Genomic DNA, 20,135 nt, shown 5'->3' with positions numbered 1-20,135 from the left:
GTTCAGTCTTCCGGCTCGCGGGCGGAACCGGGCGTCGGCTCAGGCGAGGCCTTGCGGGTGACGATCTCGACGGGCGTGCGCATGAGGACCTCGCGATGCGGGAAGGGGATGGCAATACCGGCGTCCTGAAAGGCATCCCAGAGCGCAAGCAGAACCTGCCCACGGATATTGGTCAGGCCGGCTTCGGGATCCTCGATCCAGAAGCGCAGTTTGAAGTCGAGCGAAGACGCGCCGAAATCGGTCATCCAGCAGACCGGCTTGGGGCGTGAGAGGACGCGCTTGACACTTTCGGTGGCGGCAATGGCGATGCGCGAGACATCGTGCGGGTTGCTGTCATAGGACACGCCGAAATCGACATCCAGACGGATGTTCTTGTCGGAGAAAGACCAGTTGACGACCTGCTGCGTGATGAAATCCTCGTTCGGGATAAGGAATTCGCGTCCGTCGCGGGTGACAACGGAGACAAAGCGCGAGCGCAACTCGCGGATCCAGCCAAATGTGTCGCCGAGCTCGATATTGTCGCCAGGCTTGATCGACTTGTCGGCAAGTATGATGACACCCGAAATGAAGTTCGACACCACCTTCTGCAGGCCGAAACCGAGGCCGACGCCGATGGCGCCTGAAAACACGGTCAGCGTCGTCAGGTCGACGCCGATCAGGTTGAGCGCCACGAGGCCGGCGGCGACAGTCAGGGTGATGCGCAGAACCTTGCCGGCCAGCGCCTGAAAGGACGGCGAAAGGTCCTTCGTCTGGGACAGCCGGGTTTCGAGAAAGCGTCCTGCGAGATTGGCCAGCCAGAGCAGGATTGCCACCACGGCGACCGCCTTGATGACAAACAGCATGGAGAGGCGAAAATCGCCGAGATTGATGGCGAGATCGTCGAGGACGGCACTCAGGCGCCGGCGAACGCCAAGGATGTCGGTGGCGATGTAGATGAACAGCGCGAGCGCCAGGAACCGCGCCAGAACGCGGTTGTGGATGATGCGGGTCAGCACCGAGGCGCCGAGCCAGGTCAGCGCCAGCAGCAAGGCGAGCGAGATCAGATAGCTGCGGCTCGGCCATGTGGTCTGCAGCAGGATTTCACGCGCCAGGGCGATGAACAGGATAAAAAGCACCCATTCGGTGCGCCGCATAAAGGCGATGATGACCCGCAACAGGCCGGGATTGCCCTTGATGTTGCGCGCCCGTGCCTCGAGCGCCGGCTCCATTTTCAAGGAAATCAGCCAGGCCACGGCAAATGCACCGATCAGGATCGCCAACTGATACAGCGTCCAGCGTTCGGAAAGATAGGCCCACAGCGCGGTGCCTGCGCCGCGGCTTTCGGCTAGCAGATAGGCAAGATCGATCTCTCCCATGACCAGCATGATAGCGCTTGCCGCAGGAAAGAAAACAATTGCTTACCAAGGCCGGGCCATGGCGTGCGCCGCTCTGGCTGCAATCCCGGGCCGAGTTCTGCCCCAGGTGACGCCTAGCGTTCGGCGAGAGCCGGCGCGCCGCTTTTCTCGCGCACCATGTTGATGAACCGTCGGAAGAGGTAGTGGCTGTCCTGCGGGCCTGGCGAGGCTTCCGGGTGATGCTGCACGGAAAACACCGGCTTGCCGACCAGCCGCAAGCCGCAATTGCTGCCATCAAACAGCGACACATGAGTTTCCTCGACACCCTCGGGCAGGCTGTCTGAGGTCACCGCAAAACCGTGGTTCATCGAGACGATCTCGACCTTGCCGGTGGTGTGATCCTTGACCGGATGGTTGGCGCCGTGGTGGCCCTGATGCATCTTGGTGGTGCGACCGCCGAGCGCAAGGGCGAGGATCTGGTGTCCGAGGCAGATGCCGAAGACCGGGATGCCGCTGTCGATCAATTTGCGGATGACCGGAACGGCATATTCACCGGTGGCGGCCGGATCGCCGGGGCCGTTGGACAGGAAGATGCCATCCGGCTGCAGGGCGAGGATGTCCTCGGCGGAGGTCTTTGCCGGCACCACGGTCACCTTGCAGTCGAGACCGGCGAACAGCCGCAGGATGTTGCGCTTGACGCCATAATCAATGGCGACGATGTGGGCGCTATGGGAGCCGCCATCACCGAAGCCGCTCTGCCATACCCACGGGGTCTGGGTCCATGCTGCCGGCTGCTGCAGGCTCGCCTCGATCGCCAGATCACGCCCTTCGAGGCCGCTCCAGGACGCGGCCTGGCGACGCAGATCCTCAAGATCAAACTGGCCATCGGGCTGGTGCGCGATGACGGCGTTGGCCATGCCATTCTCGCGGATCCACGCGGTCAGCGCGCGTGTATCGATGCCGGTCATCGCAATAATGCCGCGGGCCTCCAGCCAGGCGTTGAAATGGCCGGCCGAGCGGTAATTGGAGGGGTTGGTGATGTCCGCCTTGAAGATGGCGCCAACAGCGCCGCGCCGGGCGTCCGGCGCCAGATCTTCAATGTCCTCGTCATTGGCGCCGATATTGCCGATATGAGGAAAAGTGAATGTGACGATCTGGCCGAGATAGGACGGATCGGTGAGGATTTCCTCGTAGCCCGTCAGGGCCGTGTTGAAACACAGTTCTGCCACCACCGCGCCGCTGGCTCCGGCGCCCGTGCCTTCGATGACCGTGCCGTCTGCGAAGACGAGAACGGCGGTGGGTTTGTGTGTGCTCCAGGGTTCGCTCATCATTCAGCCCTTTCGGCTCCAGATTCGTGCGCACCGCTGCCGGCCCGTGTGGCGGGCCTTGAATTGCACCGGAGCTCGTGCCATCTATTGGCGGGTTCAGGATCGGGTCCCGACTGGAGCCGGGCCAGCGATCTGGCCGGTCCGCTGGGACGTCCGCATGGCCATTCCATGCAGAGCCGAGACATAATCAATGCGGTTTGTGCGGTCAATGAGCCGACCCGAAACAACCATGTTCAATTTCGTCGCACACCGGCATGATGCCGTGTCGACGCCGGGCGGGCTGCCTTGCCGGCAGGGATTGCGATGTGATCGCTGATCCTGCTCGCCGACTTCTGGAGTAATTTCATGCTGCGCGACCAGTTCTCAGAAAAGCTGAAGGACGCTATCCGGGCCAAAGACACGCTGCGGATGGCGACGTTGCGCTTGATCCAGGCGGCGATCAAGGACCGCGACATTGCCAATCGTGGCCAGGGCAAGGATCCGGTCAGCGATGAGGAGATTCTTGGCATCCTGATCAAGATGATCAAGCAGCGCGAGGATTCAGCGAAGATCTACGAGGAAAATGCGCGGCTCGAACTGGCGCAGCAGGAGCGCGAGGAAATCACCGTGATCAAGGAGTTTCTCCCGGCCCAGGTGCCGGAGGACGAGATGCGCGAACTGTGCGCGTCGGTGGTCAGCGAAACCGGTGCGCACGGGCTGCGCGACATGGGCAAATGCATGAATGTGCTGAAGGAGCGCTATCCGGGTCAGATGGATTTCGGCAAGGCTTCCAGCGTGGTGAAGGGTTTGCTGCGCTAGGTGGAAGACCATCCCGGAAGCGGTCTGGTCCGGGCATGCGACCGGCCGGATCCGGGCTAAGCGGTTTCGTCGCGCCGTTGCCCACCTGCCGGAGCCGCGCTTCAAGGTGTAATGTTGCCGCTGCCGAAAAAGGCCTGTAACGGAAGCGTCTCAAGTTTCTTGCGGGCGCCTGGTCGACGCCGATCAGAGGGAGGCAGGTGACAGTGCGGTTCTCGCCGTCTTTTCTCGATGATCTTCGCGAGCGCGTGGCGATCTCCGACGTGATCGGGCGACATGTGACGTGGGACCGCAAGAAAACCAATGCGGCGCGCGGTGATTACTGGGCGTGCTGTCCGTTTCACGGCGAGAAATCACCGAGCTTTCACTGCGAGGACCGCAAGGGGCGTTACCATTGCTTCGGCTGCGGCGTCAGCGGCGATCATTTCCGTTTTCTCAGCGAACTTGAAAGCCTGTCATTTCCCGAGGCCGTGGAGCGCATGGCGGACATGGCCGGCGTGCCGTTGCCGGCGCCCGACCCGGAAGCGGCGCGGCGCCAGCGCACGCGCGCCAGCCTCGAGGACGTGATGGAAATGGCGGCGCGTCACTACGAGACGATGCTGCAATCGGCTGAGGGCGCAAAGGCGCGCGCCTATCTGCGTGATCGCGGCCTGTCGGGGCGGACGATCGCGAAATTTCGCCTCGGCTATGCGCCGGACAGCCGCAACGGCCTGAAGGAGCATCTTGCCGGGGAAGGGGTCGACAAGGGGCAGATCGAAGCCTGCGGCCTGGTCGTGCACGGGCCGGAGATCGCCGTCTCCTACGATCGTTTCCGCGACCGCATCATGTTTCCCATCCTGTCGGCGCGGGAGCGGGTCATCGCCTTTGGCGGACGGGCACTGTCGCCCGGGGTGCCGGCGAAATATCTCAATTCCAACGAAACCGAGCTGTTTCACAAGGGCAACGTGCTGTTCAATCTCGCAGCGGCGCGGCGGGCCCTGGGGAAGGACGGAACGCTGATCGCCGTCGAAGGCTACATGGATGTCATCGCGCTGCACCAGGCGGGGATCGAAACGGCGGTGGCGCCGCTCGGCACGGCTCTGACAGAGAACCAGTTGCAACTGATGTGGCGCATCACGCCGGCCCCGGTGCTGTGTTTCGATGGCGACGAGGCCGGCCAGCGGGCGGCAAGCCGCGTGGCTGATCTGGCGCTGCCGCTAATCGGGCCGGGCCGCTCCATTCGCTTTGCGGTGCTGCCGCCCGGCAAAGATCCGGACGATCTGGTGCGCGAGGAGGGGCGCGCCGCCTTTGATGCGGTTGTCGGCAATGCCCGCCCGCTGGCGGACACGCTGTGGGCCCGCGAAGCCGGGGGTGGTGTGTTCGAGACGCCGGAAGCACGGGCGGAACTGGAAGCGCGGCTCAAACAGATTGTCGCGACGATCAGCGACGAAAGCGTCAGGCGCCACTACCAGCAGGATATGCGCGAACGCATGCAGGCATTTTTCGGCGGCGGCTCGTTCAACGGACGCCAGCGCTCCGGGGGCGCGGGGGGACCTCGCGGAGCGTCAGCGAGCGGGCAGTCGCAGGGAAGAGGCCGCTCGGGGGCGGGCCGAAGCTACGGGCAGGAGGGATGGTCTGGAAGACCTGGCAGCGCCTTGCGCGTCGGTATCTCGGACAAGCTGGCGCAATCGGGTCTGGTGCGCGGCGGGCGGGCAATGCCGTCCCTGCGCGAGGCGGTGCTGGTGATGACGGTGATCAATCATCCGCAAATGCTGCTCGATGATTTCGACGAGCTTTCGACCCTGGAGTTCGACGATAAATCCCTGATGCTGGCCTGGCGCACGGTGCTCGACACGGTGGCCGAGGAAAGCCGTCCCGATCGCGAGACTGTCGCTGCGGCGCTGGAGGCGCGGCAGCTTGGCGACGTGGTGGCGCGGCTGTCGGCGCAGGTGCGCAATGCGCGCATCTGGACCGCCACCGAGGAGGCGGCACCCGAGGATGCGCGCGAAGCCTATCGCCAGGCGCTGGCGCTGCATCAGCGCACGCGTGCCTTGAAATGGCAGCGCAGCGAGCTGGAAAGCGAGATCGCAGCGGCCACCGAAAGCGGCGATGACGAAACGGTGACCCGACTGCTGCGCGCGCTCGGCGCCGTGCAGACGGAGTTGCAGCGGCTCGAACATCAGGAGGCGATCATCGACGGCTTTGGTGTGTCGTCGGGACGGACGCGCGGCAGTTGAGCCCCGACCGCAATGGAGTGAAACCGGCAGGGTGGCAATGCGGCCGATGGCCCAAATTGCTGAAAAGAATCACTTTGCGGGCCCGTATCGCCCCTTGCAGTCGACGTTCGCATACCTACATCTGCATGCAGGCTATTGCCGCTCGCGAGCTGTCGGCTTGCGGGAAAATGCGGTTGATTCGGCATTTGTGGCTGGAATCAGCCGATAAAACTTGACGGATGGTTTTTTTGTGGGAATCACCTTTCGGCAGGGAAATAGCGTGTTCCGGTCACAGGTCTGCTGCTCTGCCACACGGCATCAGTCACCGCGAATTGCTCGGGTTTCATAGGCCCGCGTCGCAAGGAGGCCGCTGAACGGATGCGGGCCGGATGCGTTCTGGCGCAGGTGAACGGGCCCGGTGCGGGCCGAAGTTGATAAGCCGCAGTCCAAGGGAACAATGCAGGCGAGGGATGTCGCCGGTGAAAATGGCCGGCGCATGGTTAACAGGGAATTAGGGGTCATGACTGCACAAATGGCGGGAATGATTCGGTCTGCCCGCATGCGGTGCAGGCGATGGCCCGGTAAAGCGGGTCGCCGAGATAACAGCGGGAAGTGACTGCGAATGGCAAGCAAGGTTAAAGAAGCGGCAGCGGAAGAGACCGAGAACGAACGCGAAGGCGGTTCTGACGGTCCCTTGCTCGATCTGTCCGACGATTCCGTCAAGAAGATGATCAAGACCTCGAAGAAGCGAGGTTACGTGACGATGGACGAGTTGAACTCCGTCCTGCCGTCCGAGGAGGTCACTTCCGAACAGATCGAAGACATTCTCTCCATGCTGTCGGATATGGGCATCAACGTCGTCGAGGATGACGAGGCCGCCGAGGACAGCAATTCGGATACCGAGGAGAGCGGCGAGCAGAGCGAGGGCGGCGAAGTTGCGCCCGCCTCCGGCACCGCCGTTGCGACCACCAAGAAGAAAGAGCCGACCGATCGGACCGACGACCCGGTGCGCATGTATCTGCGCGAGATGGGCTCGGTCGAGCTTTTGTCGCGCGAAGGCGAAATCGCCATCGCCAAGCGCATCGAGGCCGGCCGCGAGACGATGATCGCCGGGCTGTGTGAAAGCCCGCTGACCTTCCAGGCGATCATCATCTGGCGCGAGGAACTGAATGAAGGGGCGACCCTTCTGCGCGAGATCATCGATCTGGAGACCACCTATTCCGGTCCGGAAGCCAAGGCCGCGCCGCAGTTTCAGAGCCCGGAAAAGATTGAAGCGGACCGCAAGGCCGCCGAGGAAAAAGAAAAGGTGCGCCGCGAGCGCGCCGCCTCCGACGATGTCACCAATGTCGGCGGGGAAGGCAATATCGAAGACGAGGACGACGAGGACGACGAGTCCAACCTGTCGCTGGCGGCCATGGAAGCCGAATTGCGCCCGCAGGTGATGGAGACACTCGACCTGATCGCCGAGACCTACAAGAAACTGCGCAAGCTGCAGGATCAGCAGGTCGAAGCGCGCCTGCAGGCATCGGGGACGCTATCGCCAGCGCAGGAGCGCCGCTACAAGGAACTGAAGGACACGCTGATCACTGCGGTCAAGTCACTGTCCCTGAACCAGAACCGTATCGATAACCTCGTCGAACAGCTTTACGACATCAACAAGCGCCTGGTGCAGAACGAGGGCCGCCTGTTGCGCCTGGCTGAAAGCTATGGTGTCAAGCGTGACGATTTCCTGCAGCATTACTATGGCGCCGAACTCGACCCGAACTGGATGAAGTCGATCGCCAATCTGTCGGCTTCCGGCTGGAAGGACTTTTCCAAGTCGGAATCGGGTGCCATCCGCGAATTGCGCGCCGAGATCCAGAACCTGGCGCAGGAAACCGGGATCGCCATCGGCGAATTCCGCCGTATCGTGCAGATGGTGCAGAAGGGCGAGCGCGAGGCGCGCATCGCCAAGAAGGAAATGGTCGAGGCCAATCTGCGCCTGGTGATCTCGATCGCCAAGAAATACACCAATCGTGGCCTGCAGTTCCTCGATCTGATCCAGGAAGGCAATATCGGCCTGATGAAGGCTGTCGACAAGTTCGAGTATCGCCGCGGCTACAAGTTCTCGACCTATGCGACCTGGTGGATCCGGCAGGCGATCACCCGTTCGATCGCCGATCAGGCGCGGACGATCCGCATTCCGGTGCACATGATCGAAACGATCAACAAGATCGTGCGCACCTCGCGGCAGATGCTGCACGAAATCGGCCGCGAGCCGACGCCGGAGGAGCTGGCCGAGAAACTGGCGATGCCGCTCGAGAAGGTGCGCAAGGTTCTGAAGATCGCCAAGGAGCCGATCAGCCTCGAGACGCCGGTGGGCGACGAGGAAGATTCGCACCTGGGCGATTTCATCGAGGACAAGAATGCCGTGCTGCCGATCGATGCGGCGATCCAGGCCAATCTGCGCGAAACCACGACGCGCGTCCTGGCATCGCTGACGCCGCGCGAGGAGCGGGTGTTGCGGATGCGCTTCGGCATCGGCATGAACACCGATCACACGCTGGAAGAGGTTGGTCAGCAATTCTCGGTGACGCGCGAGCGCATCCGGCAGATCGAAGCCAAGGCGCTCAGGAAGCTGAAGCATCCGAGCCGCTCGCGCAAGCTGCGGTCCTTCCTCGACAGCTAGGGCCTACCCCATGCCCTGCGTTTCCAGGCTCGCATTGCCGTGGCACCTTGTTGCGGCGATGCGGTCGGAGTCGGCCTGCGAGCAGGCCCTGGACATTTCGGGTTTTCGGCAGTCACCGTCCTATATGCTTGATGTGCGCGGCCTGCGCGCTCGTAAAGTTGCAGCTCAAGGATCTTGCCGATGACCATGCCGGACGTCACCATCGATCTCATTTCCCGCTTTCTTGCCGCCTACAGTGCGCGCAACATTGATGACATGCTTGACTGTTTTGGCGAGGATGCGGCCTTGGATATCACCAATTCCGAGCGGGTGATCGGACGGCGGCAGATTCGGTTTGCGCTGGCGGAGCGTTTGAAGCAGTTCGAGGAGCGCGTCGGCGATATCGTCATCATGACGACCGAGAACGGGTCCCGGGCGGCAGCGGAGTTCACCCTGCGCGGGCGCTATCGCTCCGATGCCGATGAATTGCCGCCCGCCTCGGGGCAGGACTATGCGCTCGCGGCGGGAGTGTTCTGCGAGGCCGAGGATGCGGGGTTGTCCCGGCTGTCGCTGCGCTTCAACCCAGTCGAGTTGCGCCGGCAGGTTTCCGGACATTAAGGCCATCCGGCAAGCTGAATGCCAGATGAATGAGGGGTTCTGTTTGGGTTCAGGCGGGGCGGGTTAGCCTTCTTCCAGTCGATCGGGGTCGTCTCCCGATTGCTGGAGGGGCGTTTCGTCCACGAGCCGAACCGAAGGAGAACCAATCATGTTGAACTTTGTCAAAACCACCCTTGTCGCCGTGTCGCTGGCCACCGCCGGCATGTCCGCATCGGTCGCCCCGGCGGCCGCATCGAGCTTCAGTTTCAGCTTCGGCGTGGGTCCGGGCTACCATTCCTCTCACTGGCGTGCGCCGCGGCCGGCGCGTGGCTATTGCGCGCCGAACAAGGCTCTGCGCAAGGCGCGCCGGATGGGCATCCGGCATGCGCGCATCGTTCGCGCCAACCGGCGCGTTGTGAAGGTGGCAGGCCGCAGCCGTGGTCATCGTGTGCAGGCGGTGTTCGCCAATACCCGCCGTTGCCCGGTCATTGCCCGGCGCTAACGGCATGCGTTTGTCGATCAAAAACCCCGAAGCTGCCGCTTCGGGGTTTTTTATTGCGTGGATGTGGGGGCGATCCGCTTATACGCCTGACGCGCAGAGCTACTGATCGATCTCCCAGCTCATCTGCACCGTGACCTGGTAGCTGTTCTCGCCGGTAGCAACCGGGACGGCGCCGGCGTCCTTGGCCATCGCCATTTCGGCACGCATCAGCGGCATTGGCGGGCGGGCGCCGGCCTGTTCGCTGATCTGGGTGATGCGGCCAAGCGCAACGCCGGCGGCAGCCGCCATCTCGGAGGCTTTCTTCGTCGCCTTGGCGATGGCATTGCGGCGCGCTTCGCTTAGCGTGGCCTCCGGATCATCATTGGTGAACATGATCTGGCCGCCCTGGTTGACGCCGAGGCTGATGGATTCGTCGAGGATCCTGCCGAGATTGTCGAGTTCGCGAATGCGCACCGTCAGGCCGTTCGAGACCTGGTAGCCGACAATGGTGGGCGGGGTCTCGGGCTCGTCGCGGTTGCGATGATAGTTCCATTGCGGCTGGATGGAAAAATCCGAAGTCTGCAGATCGCGGTCGGCGATGCCGGCCTGCTTCATGGCGGCCAGCACGTCCTGCATGGCGGCATTGCTGGCGTCGAGCGCGGCGCGCGCCGTCTCGGCCTGGCGCATAACCGTCAACTGGATCACTGCCATGTCGGGGACCGTCTGGGCGCTGCCCTCCGCCGACACCAAGATGATGCCGGGCTCCACTGCGGCATCATTGGCGAGCGCCGGTTGGCTCAGGGCCAGCGCCGCGGCGATGGCAATCGCGGCCGCCGGGATCCAGCGGGCGGGACGATGAAGGATAAGTGCGGTTTTGCGTGTCATGCGGTCTCCATTGGCGCGAAAATGTCAGAACGGGTCAGACTTGGCGCGTGATTGTGGGCGCAATACGGCGCATGGAGGCGGTGATCTTCCGGAGCGGTTTGCGCAAAACGCCTCCGCCCGGGCCGGAGAAGGACGGGCCACTCTTTTCGCTCCCGGGTCGGCGGCTTGTCGGCGGCCACTATTTCGTCTACATCGCCTGTCGACGAGAGGGGGCGTTTCCAGCACATCGCCATTCCGCTCGGGCCTGTAGCTCAATGGTAGAGCCGGCGGCTCATAACCGCTTGGTTGGGGGTTCGAATCCCTCCGGGCCCACCACCCAGTCCACCGGAAACCGGTGCTCTTGGGGTGTCTCGAAAATCCGCATAAAATTCAGCGGTTTATCAGCGCAATGCGCCGTCTCTCTTGGCGCATACGCAGACTTCTGGGGGATTTCGCCGGACTTCCGACCGAGTGTCTCAGTTCGCCAAGTTCCATGTCCAAGTGACGACAACAACGATGCAGGGTGCATCGCCGCGATGGTCGGATGTTCCATTCCTCGCATCGGCAATGTCTGCGGCGAATGATGAGGCGGCGACATGGAGGAAGGACCAGGCGATTGAGGCCAATACTTCGCGGAGGTAAGAAATCAATCAGGGGAAGCGTTCTGACTGCGTCCGCCAGTCGAGTGGCAAGTCCGACATGCGGAGCAGCCGTTGCGTGGTCAGCGATGCTGGATGCTTCCCGGCCAGGATCGCGGTGGTGAGCGCCGGGGCCAGGAATGCGAGCGGCAGGATGCGGCTTACTTCCGAAAGGTCGGTGTCGAAGCGCCGGGCCACCTCACTCAGACTGCGTCCGGAACTATCGGTGAGCCTCGCAAGATAGCAATGGGCCTTGGCGATCAGCTGGATCAGCGATGGATCAGGTTTGGCGGAGGACGATTCCCCGTTGGCGAGGATGACTTTGGCTTCTACTCCGCGCCGCTTAAGTGCGATCGGCAAGACAACCTCATATCGAAGCGAAGAATGTTCGCGATCTGGCTTTCCGGCCTGTGACAAGTTTGGGTCGTCCGCTTCGTCGACCAATCGTCGGAAGTTCCACGTGATGGTGATTCTGTCCTTCGCAAGGTCCACGCGCTCAATGAACTGGCGCAGAATCGCGCCTTTCCCGGCGTTCCCAGCGCGCTCGTAGTTCGCGAGTTGCTGTCCTGCCTTCGCGATCACACTCGTGACGTGACTGCCGATGCCAGCGGTTTCCAACTGGCCGGCGATCTTGCTCTTGTCTTCAAGTAGGCGCCTGAATGACCCCGACCTTTTACGACCATTGGCGCGACGTGCCGGAAAGCGCCTGGCGCTGGACCAACTTCTCGCCCGCCGAGATCGCCTGCCGCGGCACCGGCAAGCTGCTTGTCAACGAACCCGCGCTCGACAAGCTGCAGGCGTTGCGCGACCGGCTGGGCAAGCCGCTGATCGTGCGCTCCGCCTATCGCAGCCCAGAGCACAACCGCGCCGTCGGCGGCGCGACTCGGTCGAAGCACATGAACGGTGCGGCCGAGGTTGGAAACACCGGGTTGGGCTCAAACGCGGCAAAGGTCGAAATGTTGATGATCGCACCGCCACCCTGTTTTTGCATGATCGGTGTAACAAGGCGCGACGGGCGCACCGCGTTCAGGAAGTAGACTTCCATCCCTTCGTGCCAGTCCTCATCGGTGAGCTCCAACACCGGTGCGCGCGGTCCATGACCGGCGGAGTTCACCAAAACGTCGACACGGCCCCAGTGGGTCATGGCCGCATCGACCAGCTTTTGCAGGTCTTCGTCAGATTTGTTGGTGCCTGTGATGCCGACACCGCCAAGTTCTTTGGCAAGGGCTTCGCCTTTGCCGGAGGAAGACAGAATCCCAACCTTGAAACCATCCGCGGCCAAGGCACGTGCGCTATCTGCGCCCATACCTGATCCGCCAGCGGTAATCAGTGCAACTTTTTCCATATGCTTAGTCCTTTCCGGTATCGTCTGTGCTGAGGTTCAGATGGGCCACGCCGCTATTGCCCAACTCCACGGCTGCAAATGGGCCGCCGTGGTGGGTGTTGGCGGGGTCGTGGAGGTCGAGCGGGCCATCTGAGGCATAGATTTCTGCAGCGAATTGCTCGGCGTTGTCCTTTGGGCGGTAGCCCAAGTGTTGCGCCTTAGCGTTGTCCACAGGCGCACGATCGTTGTTCGACACACCATAGACCACGCTGAAGCCAGTGATGGGCGTGGTGATCGCGCGTTCCACCATGTGGATCAGATCATCATAGCTGAGCCAGGTGCCCACAGCGCGGGAATTGGTTGGCTGCGCGCAAGACAGGATGCGCATGCAGACGGATTCCAATCTGCGCTTGTCCCAGTAGAGAGAGGCGAGGTCTTCGGCGAAACATTTGGCAAGGCCGTAGAACGTGTCGGGCTTGTGCGGCGCGTCGATGCCGATGAAATCCGTCTTCTTGTGCATGCCCACCGCGTGGATGGACGAGGCATAGACCACGCGGCGCAGCTTGTTGCGATACGCAGCCTCCCACACAGTATAGGCGCCGTAGAAGTTCGGCCCCCAAAGCACTTCCATCGGGGCTTCGTCGCCGACCGCACCGAAATGCACCACCATGTCTGCGCTTTCCAGAAGCGCAACCATGGCGTCTAGATCGGTGATATCGGCTTTCACATAGGTTTCATTCGCAGCAAGGTTGGTGACGCTGTCCGCAATATCCGAGGAGACGAAGTCTTCGCACATCTTCGAAAGTGGCTCGCGTAAATAGGAACCAAGGCGACCTGCCGCGCCGGTGAGTACGATCTTTTTCATGAAGTCAGTCCCTTGAGGTCAGAAACAGCGCGGGCAATGCGATCCATCGCATCGTTTAGAACCTCTTCCGAGGCCGCTGTTGAAATTCGGAAAAACGGTGAAAGGTCGTAGACGCTGCCGGGCACGGCCGCGACGCCTGCAGCCTTCAGAAGATAGGCTGTGACATCTGTATCGTTTGTGAGCGTTTCGCCCAGAGGGGTCTTGGCCCCGATCAGACCTGCGCAGCCGATCAGGCCATAAAACGCGCCGCCCGGTGCGGCGAGCGTCAGGCCCGGGATCCGGGCCACACGCGCGACCACAAGATCACGGCGCGCCTCGAACGCCCGGCAAAAGCTACGCACCTCATCTTGTGGCCCGTCCAATGCGGCCGCGGCCGCCGCTTGGGCGATGGAGCAGGCGCCTGACGAGATTTGACTTTGCACTTTGGTCATCGCCGCGATCAGTTCCTTGTGCCCAGCACCATAGCCAATGCGCCAACCCGTCATTGCATAGGCCTTGGACACGCCGTTGACCGTCAGGGTGCGGTCTTTCAAACCCGGGCAAAGCGCCGCAAACGATCGGAACACGCGCCCGTCAAACAGGATGTGCTCATAGATTTCGTCCGACAGGACCAACACACGCTCATGATCGGCCAGCACCTCGCCCAGTGCCGTAATCTCGGCATCCGAATAGACCGCACCCGATGGGTTTGACGGTTGGTTCAGGAGCAGCCATCGGGTCTTGGGCGTGATGACACCTTGCAATTGATCAGGCGTCAGGAGAAAGCCAGCCTCTGCCGGGCATTCCAGCGGCACCGGCACGCCGCCCAGAATAAGCACGATGTCCTTGTACTGACCGAAATAGGGCGCGCAGAGCAGCACCTCGTCGCCCGGCTCCAACGTGGCCATGAAGGCGTTGAACAATACCTGCTTGGCGCCGTTTGACACGATCACTTCGTCCAGCGCGTAGTCCAGAGCGTTTTCGCGTTTGAACTTGTCAACCACGGCCTGCCGCATCACGAGCGTGCCATTCGTCGGGGGATATTTTGTCTCCCCACGTAGGGCCGCCTGATGCGCGGCCTCTTTGATGTGGTCAGGTGTGTCGAAATCCGGCTCGCCAAGACCAAGATCAATGACATCTTCGCCGCGCGCCCTGGCCTCTTTTGCGGCCTGGCTGACCCAGGCAGAGGCGGACGGTTTGACCGGAGCAAGACGCGAGGAGGCGAAACTCATTGCAGCCCGCCTTTTGTTTGCTTCAGGGCCGCATCGGCGGCCCGCGCCAAAAGCCCCGCGTCTGTCGCAATGGCCACAAAGGTGAAGCCCTCGTTCAAAAGGTCAGCCGCAAAGGCAGGGTCGGTGACCAAGGTGCCGACCGGCATGCCTTTCGCAATCAGCTTTTGCGCCGCTGGCTTGATCAAGGCCCAGACATCCGGGTCCCTCGGCTTGCCGAGTTTGCCAATATCGGCCGCGATGTCCGCGGGCCCGAAGAAGATGCCGCTAACGCCATCGACCGCGCCAATCGCTTCGGCCTGTTCTACCGCCGCGCGGGTTTCAAGCTGCAAGAGAACGGCAGTTTCTTCCTCAACTCGAGCCACATAATCGGTGATGCGCCCGAAGGCCGTTGCGCGGGTCGCGCCAGAAACGCCACGAACGCCGTGTGGCGGGTAGCGCGTCGCCGCAACGGCTTGTCTGGCCTCTTCTACTGTTTGGATCATGGGAAACAACAGGCCCGGCGCGCCCAGATCCAACAGCCGCTTGACCGCTACCGCGTCGTTCCATTCCACCCGCACAAGGGCCGTGGTGGGGGACGCCGCAAACGCCTGAAGCTGACCAAGCACGCTGAAGTAATCGTTGGCGCTGTGCTCCATGTCGATCAGCGCCCAGTCGTATCCTGCGGTCGATACAACCTCTGCGGCGAAGTTGCTGCACAGGCTGATCCAAAGGCCGACTTGTTTCTCACCGGCTGCAATGGCACGGGTGAAGGGATTGGCGGGGAGCTTCATCAAATCACGGCCTTTTCGATGATCGGCCTGTTTGCCGGGATCCGCTCGTAATTGAACGGGGTCATGTCGAGTGCGCGGTATTCGCCGTAGGTCAGCCACTCGGCCGTGCCACGCCCCATCGCAGGCGACTGCTGCAGCCCGTGGCCTGAGAAGCCATTGAGGAAGATGAAGTTCGGAAGCTCTGTGTGTGGCCCCATGATCGCATTGTGATCAAAGGTATTCATGGCATAGTGACCGCCCCATTCGGATTGCACTTTGATCGCCTCGAACTGCGGGATGCGGGTCGCAAGGATCGGCCAGACGTGGTTTTCCCACATGGAGTGATCCATCGCGTAGTCATCAAAATCCACCGCCGGATCATAGTCGGAATGCCCGCCGCACTGATATGTGCCCCCGCCGTTTTCGCGGACGTGCACACCTGAGGGGTCGATGGTCAGCGGCAAGTCCTGATCCAGCGGCTGCTCAGCTTTGAAGATCCACGAATAGCGTTTGCGCGGCTCCACCGGCACGTCGATGCCTGCCATCTGGGCGGTGCGTGCCGCGCGTGGGCCGGAGGCATTGACGACCTGACCACAGGCAATCACTTCGCCTGATGCGAGAGTGACACTTTCGACGCGGGTGCCAGCTGCGTTGCGGGTTATCGCCACAACTTCGTTCTGGACCCATTCGACACCACGTTCGCGGCTTTGACGTCGCCACCAGTCGTTGACAGCGGCACCGTCCCAATAGCCTTCGTCCACAAGGTTGATGGACCCAAGCACGATGTCGTCCACATTGTAGAAGGGGTAAGCGGTTTTGATCTCTTCGGCTGTCATAAGCTGGGTTGCAGCACCAGCCGCCCGTTGCACCTGCTGGCTTTCGCGCAGCACATCGGCAAAGTCTTCGTTGTCGGCAAAGTACATGTAGCCAAAGGAGCGGATACCAAGCTCCGGCACGCGGTCATCGCCGCCCATATAGCTGCGGATGTTCTTGACGAAGTCGGCGGCAAACTGGCTGATCCGCACGTTCAATTCGGTCGAGAATTGCTGCCGCATGCAGGAGTTTGTGTGCGTGGTCGAGCAATTCTCATAGGTCATATCCCGTTCGACGACGAGGACCGAGCCATCGAAATCCTTGTTGTCGGACAGGAACCAAGCAGTCGAGGCGCCCATCATGGCGCCTCCGATGATGATCACGTCATAGGTTTGCCGTGTTGGGCTTTGGTTGCTCATATCTGTTCCCCCCTTGCGACGGCAGATTGAACCGCCGCGATGTCCTCGGCGGACAATCCATAGGCCGTCCGAGCCGTGTCTTCAGAAATATATCCCCGCGCCAGATCCCGTTTCACTTGGGTTTTGGGACGCTCCGCCGGATCGCCGTAGCCCGCGCCACCGGGGAAGGCCATCACCACCTTGCGGCCGTGAGGCACGAACTGCTTGCCCTTGACCCGCATCGCCGATCCATCGTCCTGGGCAATCGTTGTTGGTGCGCCGCTCAAGCCGCCACGGCGACCCCTCGCCGGGTGCTGGCTGCGGTCGAACATGGCCTGAATATCGAACTCGTGGCCTTCCTGTGCGCCGACTTCCATGTATTGCCCCAAACCGCCGCGCGTCTTGCCCGCGCCGCCGCTGTCGGGGCGCAATTCCTTGCGCCAGATGATGACCGGGCCCGCGTGTTCGGTGGCCTCGATGGGCATCGTCATCACGCCCGATGGGAAGGCCGTGGCGTTCATGCCATCGTGCTCGGGCCGTGCGCCGGATCCGCCGGAATTAAAGGTCAAGACTTCGGACCTGCGCGCATCCGCGGGGGCAGGTGCGTCGCTGCGCGGACGCAGGCTGACCTGGAAGTTGCACAGACATCCGGCGCCTTCAGCGGGCACCAGACCCGGCACGATCTTGTCAAAGGCGTCGTAGACCGCATCCGGCACGAAGTGTCCGACGATGTGACGCAGGGCGACCGGAGCAGGGTGCAGCGCGTTGACGATGGAGTTTTCGGGTGCTGCGATTTCAAACGGCGCAAGCGAGGCTGCGTTGTTCGGTATCTCCGGCGCAATCGCCACCTTGAGCGCATAGCAGGCGTAAGCCTTGGTGTAGACAAGCGGGCAGTTGATGCCCTTCTTGTCGAGGCCGGACGTTCCCGTGAAGTCGGTGACGATCCGATCACTTTCCACGCTGACCTTCACCTTCAGCGTAATCGGCACATCAAAGCCGTCCATTGTCATCTCGCCCGTGGCCGAGGTCTGCGGCAGAGCCGCGATCGCCTCGATTGTAGCTCGGCGCGAATTGTCCAGAATGAACTCCGCGATGCCGTCCAGATGGTCGAGGGCGAACTCTTCCATCATTTCGATCAGGCGGCGGTGTCCGATCTCATTGCAGGTTGCCAGCGCATAGATGTCACCGATCAGCTGGTCTGGTTCCCGGACGTTGCCCCTGATGATGCGGACAAGTGTTTCATCGACCACACCACGATCAGCGAACTTCATGATCGGGATGTACAGACCTTCCTCATAGACACTCTGCGCATCCGCGCCAAAGCCGCGCCCGCCGATGTCTACGATGTGGGCTGTGCAGGCGAAGAAGCCCCCCAGCGTGCCCTTGTGGAAAGACGGCGTCACCATGGTGATGTCATGCAGGTGTCCCGTGCCCTCCCACGGGTCATTGGTGATGTAGACATCGCCTTCAAACATGTTTTGTCGCCCAATCCGGCGAATGAAATGCGCCACCGCGTCGGCCATTGCGTTGACATGGCCCGGTGTTCCTGTGACCGCCTGCGCCAGCATGTTGCCGTGGGTGTCATAGACGCCTGCCGACAAGTCCCCGGCTTCGCGGACAGAGGTGGAGAACGCGGTTCGGACAAGGGCCTGCGCCTGTTCTTCGACGACCGAAATCAGGCGGTTCCACATGACCTGATAGGCGACTTTAGAATGGTCTTGGCTCATTGCGCTGCTCCCTTCGTCACCACGTCGATACAGCCATCCGGCTGGCGAATGGCATCCCGGCTGGCCGGGACAATGATCGTTGTTTCCGCCTCGGTCACTGCGGCCGGACCATTCGCCCTTTGGCCCGCTTCCATGCAATTTCGGTCAATGACATGCGCATCGAGATACGAGCTGGAGGCCGCATCGAAGAGCTGCCGGGTCCCGTTCAAAGCCACTTGAGCAGTACCTTCGGTCTCGGAGATACGTGATACCTCCTCTGGCGGGGTCGTGGCATTCACTGACCAGACAGTGATCTCGATATCCATGCCTGCGACGGGGCGTCCAAAGAGCTTGGTGTAATCCTCCTCGAACCGCGCTTCAAAGATAGCGGCATCGGGGTTCATCGCCTGTTCCTCGGTCAGATCAATCGGGATTTCCCAGCCCTGACCGGTGTAGCGCATGTAGACCTTGAACTCCGACAGGATCGGGCTGACCTCGTCGCACGTCCGGACAAAGCCCGTCGCCTCGGCCTGAAGATCAGTCAGCAGACTTCTGATCTTCTCGCCGTCAAAGTCGCTCAGCTTCATGTAGACAGACCGGTTGGCCTCGAAGCTGAACGGCGCGCGCAGGAAGCCGATGGCAGAGCCAACCCCAGCCCCTGGCGGTACCAACAGCCGCTCAACCCCAAGCTTTTCGCAAAGACGCCCCGCATGCAGCGGGGCGGCGCCGCCAAAGGCGATCATGGTGTATTCGCTCAGGTCCTCGCCGTTCTCAACGGCGTGAACCCGCGCCGCATTGGCCATGTTTTCGTCTACCACCTCGGCCACACCAAAGGCGGCTTCGACCGCGTCCATGTCCAGAGTGTCACCGACATGCATGCTCAATGCTTGTTCCGATTGATCGGGATGCAGGGTGATCGAACCACCAGCAAAATTGTCCGGGTCCAACTTGCCCAGCACAAGATCAGCATCTGTAACACCCGGTCGCGTGCCGCCACGCCCATAACAGGCGGGGCCCGGCTCGGACCCGGCGCTTTCAGGGCCGACGCGGATTTGCCGCATTCCGTCCACATGGGCCAGTGATCCGCCGCCCGCACCAATTTCAACCATGTCGATCACCGGGATCGAAATCGGCATGCCCGACCCCTTCTTGAAGCGATAAGTGCGGGCCACCTCGAATACGCGGCTGGTTTTGGGGGTCTGGTTCTTGATCAGGCAAATCTTGGCCGTAGTCCCGCCCATGTCGAAGGACAGCACCTTGTCCAGACCATAGCGGGCCGCGATATGGGCCGCGAAGACCGCCCCACCCGCCGGTCCGCTTTCCACCAGGCGCACCGGGAAATCTGCGGCGTTCTGGATCGAAATGATCCCACCGCCGGAATGCATCAGAAAGATGCGGCAGTTCACACCTTCGCCGTGCAGACGATCCTCAAGCCGACCCAAGTAAGAGGCCATCAAAGGCTTGATATAAGCATTCGCCACAACCGTATTGAACCGCTCGTATTCCCGCATCTGGGGCGAGACTTCCGAAGAGATCGACACCGCCACATCGGGCAGCCTTTCAGCCAGCACGTCTCGCACCAACTCTTCATGGGTGGGGTTCAGATACGAGTGGATGAGCCCCACGGCGACGCTTTCGAACCCCGCTTCCGCGATCCGGTCCACCACGGCCTCGACATCCGCGCGATCAAGATCGACGAGTATTTCGCCCTTGGCGTTCACCCGTCCTGGGACAGTGAAACGCATCTGACGCGGCAACAGTGGATCAGGCAGGTTCAGGTTCAGGTCGTATTGTTCAAACCGGCTCTCGGTGCGCATCTCGATCACATCACGGAAGCCTTCCGTGGTGATCAACGCGGTTTTGGCCCCGCGCCGTTCGATCAGCGCATTGGTGGCCAGAGTTGTTCCGTGAATGATCTGCTCAATGGCTGAGGGATCCACACCAGCCTTGGCGCAAACCTGATGCATACCGTCGATGATGGCGTTTTCCGGCGCAGCATAGGTCGTCAGGACCTTTGTGGAATGCTGTTCACAGCCCTTTTCGAGGACGACATCCGTGAACGTGCCACCAATGTCGACGCCCATACGAATAGATTCGGCCTTCATTACGATCTCCACTGCAGCACCTGAATTCGCTGCATTACGCCCCGCGGGGTAGTAGAAATCAAATCAATAGATTTTCTACACCCGA

The 20,135-nt window shown here is 61.7% G+C and carries 15 protein-coding genes, 1 tRNA gene and 2 pseudogenes; 7 read left to right on the top strand and 11 right to left on the bottom strand.

Translation table 11 applies throughout. The features are described from left to right. Positions 1-2 precede the first annotated feature (2 nt). Both KY465_RS02090 and carA read right to left on the bottom strand, forming a co-directional pair. Positions 3-1,355 (bottom strand): mechanosensitive ion channel family protein, encoded by a 1,353-nt coding sequence (locus KY465_RS02090; protein ID WP_219200736.1) that lies wholly within the window; start codon positions 1,353-1,355, stop codon positions 3-5. 113 nt (positions 1,356-1,468) lie between these two features. After that, positions 1,469-2,665: a glutamine-hydrolyzing carbamoyl-phosphate synthase small subunit gene (gene carA, locus KY465_RS02085; protein WP_428982915.1), complete on the bottom strand. Its 1,197-nt coding sequence runs from the start codon at positions 2,663-2,665 to the stop codon at positions 1,469-1,471. A 342-nt stretch (positions 2,666-3,007) separates the two neighbouring features. On the opposite strand from carA, the gene KY465_RS02080 reads away from it, so the two are divergent. The 5 genes from KY465_RS02080 (at position 3,008) to KY465_RS02060 (ending at position 9,398) form a co-directional block, all read left to right on the top strand. Then, positions 3,008-3,460, top strand: a complete 453-nt coding sequence (locus KY465_RS02080; protein WP_219157926.1) for a GatB/YqeY domain-containing protein — start codon at positions 3,008-3,010, stop codon at positions 3,458-3,460. Between the two features lie 203 nt (positions 3,461-3,663). Further along, entirely contained in the window at positions 3,664-5,673 is a 2,010-nt protein-coding gene (gene dnaG / locus KY465_RS02075; RefSeq protein ID WP_219200735.1) for a DNA primase, read from the top strand. Positions 5,674-6,274: 601 nt separating this feature from the next. After that, positions 6,275-8,320: an RNA polymerase sigma factor RpoD gene (rpoD, locus tag KY465_RS02070; RefSeq protein ID WP_219157924.1), complete on the top strand. Its 2,046-nt coding sequence runs from the start codon at positions 6,275-6,277 to the stop codon at positions 8,318-8,320. 180 nt (positions 8,321-8,500) lie between these two features. Then, complete coding sequence (locus KY465_RS02065) at positions 8,501-8,917, top strand: nuclear transport factor 2 family protein (protein ID WP_219157922.1); 417 nt, start codon at positions 8,501-8,503, stop codon at positions 8,915-8,917. Positions 8,918-9,065: 148 nt separating this feature from the next. After that, positions 9,066-9,398, top strand: a complete 333-nt coding sequence (locus KY465_RS02060) for a hypothetical protein (protein WP_219157920.1) — start codon at positions 9,066-9,068, stop codon at positions 9,396-9,398. 99 nt (positions 9,399-9,497) lie between these two features. On the opposite strand, the gene KY465_RS02055 is transcribed toward KY465_RS02060, so the two are convergent. Beyond that, entirely contained in the window at positions 9,498-10,262 is a 765-nt protein-coding gene (locus KY465_RS02055) for an SIMPL domain-containing protein (RefSeq protein ID WP_219157918.1), read from the bottom strand. Positions 10,263-10,502: 240 nt separating this feature from the next. On the opposite strand from KY465_RS02055, the gene KY465_RS02050 reads away from it, so the two are divergent. Then, a tRNA-Ile gene (locus tag KY465_RS02050) sits at positions 10,503-10,577 on the top strand. Positions 10,578-10,891: 314 nt separating this feature from the next. Here KY465_RS02050 and KY465_RS02045 read toward each other — a convergent pair. Beyond that, a complete protein-coding gene (locus KY465_RS02045) occupies positions 10,892-11,497 on the bottom strand; it encodes a hypothetical protein (RefSeq protein WP_219157916.1) in 606 nt (201 codons plus the stop codon). Between the two features lie 41 nt (positions 11,498-11,538). Here KY465_RS02045 and KY465_RS18590 point away from each other — a divergent pair. After that, positions 11,539-11,730 (top strand): annotated as a pseudogene (locus KY465_RS18590) (D-Ala-D-Ala carboxypeptidase family metallohydrolase); the annotation flags it as partial. Between the two features lie 56 nt (positions 11,731-11,786). Here the strand turns inward: KY465_RS18590 and KY465_RS02040 are convergent. From KY465_RS02040 to KY465_RS02010, 7 genes and pseudogenes are all read right to left on the bottom strand, one after another. Beyond that, positions 11,787-12,224, bottom strand: a pseudogene (locus KY465_RS02040) (SDR family NAD(P)-dependent oxidoreductase); the annotation flags it as partial. A gap of 4 nt (positions 12,225-12,228) precedes the next feature. Beyond that, positions 12,229-13,068, bottom strand: coding sequence for an NAD-dependent epimerase/dehydratase family protein (locus tag KY465_RS02035; protein ID WP_219157911.1), 840 nt, complete (start codon positions 13,066-13,068; stop codon positions 12,229-12,231). Continuing rightward, complete coding sequence (locus tag KY465_RS02030; RefSeq protein WP_219157910.1) at positions 13,065-14,279, bottom strand: pyridoxal phosphate-dependent aminotransferase; 1,215 nt, start codon at positions 14,277-14,279, stop codon at positions 13,065-13,067. Before KY465_RS02030 ends, KY465_RS02035 begins: the two co-directional genes overlap by 4 nt. Continuing rightward, the gene (locus KY465_RS02025) at positions 14,276-15,049 is read right to left on the bottom strand and encodes an HpcH/HpaI aldolase family protein (protein ID WP_219157907.1); all 774 of its coding nucleotides are present in this window, start codon (positions 15,047-15,049) and stop codon (positions 14,276-14,278) included. Before KY465_RS02025 ends, KY465_RS02030 begins: the two co-directional genes overlap by 4 nt. After that, positions 15,049-16,260: an NAD(P)/FAD-dependent oxidoreductase gene (locus tag KY465_RS02020; RefSeq protein ID WP_219157905.1), complete on the bottom strand. Its 1,212-nt coding sequence runs from the start codon at positions 16,258-16,260 to the stop codon at positions 15,049-15,051. Before KY465_RS02020 ends, KY465_RS02025 begins: the two co-directional genes overlap by 1 nt. After that, positions 16,257-17,966, bottom strand: coding sequence for a hydantoinase B/oxoprolinase family protein (locus KY465_RS02015; RefSeq protein ID WP_219200734.1), 1,710 nt, complete (start codon positions 17,964-17,966; stop codon positions 16,257-16,259). The genes KY465_RS02020 and KY465_RS02015 overlap by 4 nt, the downstream gene beginning before the upstream one ends. Next, positions 17,963-20,056, bottom strand: a complete 2,094-nt coding sequence (locus tag KY465_RS02010) for a hydantoinase/oxoprolinase family protein (protein ID WP_428982937.1) — start codon at positions 20,054-20,056, stop codon at positions 17,963-17,965. Before KY465_RS02010 ends, KY465_RS02015 begins: the two co-directional genes overlap by 4 nt. Between the last annotated feature and the right edge of the window lie 79 nt (positions 20,057-20,135).

The sequence above is a fragment of the Neohoeflea coraliihabitans genome (assembly GCF_019334345.1).
Classification (GTDB): domain Bacteria; phylum Pseudomonadota; class Alphaproteobacteria; order Rhizobiales; family Rhizobiaceae; genus Pseudohoeflea; species Pseudohoeflea coraliihabitans.
This window is presented reverse-complemented; position numbering and strand designations above follow the sequence as displayed.

Coding starts and splice junctions, on each gene's coding strand:
- KY465_RS02090 (WP_219200736.1), bottom strand. CDS start 1,355: ATGGGAGAGATCGATCTTGCCTATCTGCTAGCCGAAAGCCGCGGCGCA.
- carA (WP_428982915.1), bottom strand. CDS start 2,665: ATGATGAGCGAACCCTGGAGCACACACAAACCCACCGCCGTTCTCGTC.
- KY465_RS02080 (WP_219157926.1), top strand. CDS start 3,008: ATGCTGCGCGACCAGTTCTCAGAAAAGCTGAAGGACGCTATCCGGGCC.
- rpoD (WP_219157924.1), top strand. CDS start 6,275: ATGGCAAGCAAGGTTAAAGAAGCGGCAGCGGAAGAGACCGAGAACGAA.
- KY465_RS02065 (WP_219157922.1), top strand. CDS start 8,501: ATGACCATGCCGGACGTCACCATCGATCTCATTTCCCGCTTTCTTGCC.
- KY465_RS02060 (WP_219157920.1), top strand. CDS start 9,066: ATGTTGAACTTTGTCAAAACCACCCTTGTCGCCGTGTCGCTGGCCACC.
- KY465_RS02055 (WP_219157918.1), bottom strand. CDS start 10,262: ATGACACGCAAAACCGCACTTATCCTTCATCGTCCCGCCCGCTGGATC.
- KY465_RS02035 (WP_219157911.1), bottom strand. CDS start 13,068: ATGAAAAAGATCGTACTCACCGGCGCGGCAGGTCGCCTTGGTTCCTAT.
- KY465_RS02030 (WP_219157910.1), bottom strand. CDS start 14,279: ATGAGTTTCGCCTCCTCGCGTCTTGCTCCGGTCAAACCGTCCGCCTCT.
- KY465_RS02025 (WP_219157907.1), bottom strand. CDS start 15,049: ATGAAGCTCCCCGCCAATCCCTTCACCCGTGCCATTGCAGCCGGTGAG.
- KY465_RS02020 (WP_219157905.1), bottom strand. CDS start 16,260: ATGAGCAACCAAAGCCCAACACGGCAAACCTATGACGTGATCATCATC.
- KY465_RS02015 (WP_219200734.1), bottom strand. CDS start 17,966: ATGAGCCAAGACCATTCTAAAGTCGCCTATCAGGTCATGTGGAACCGC.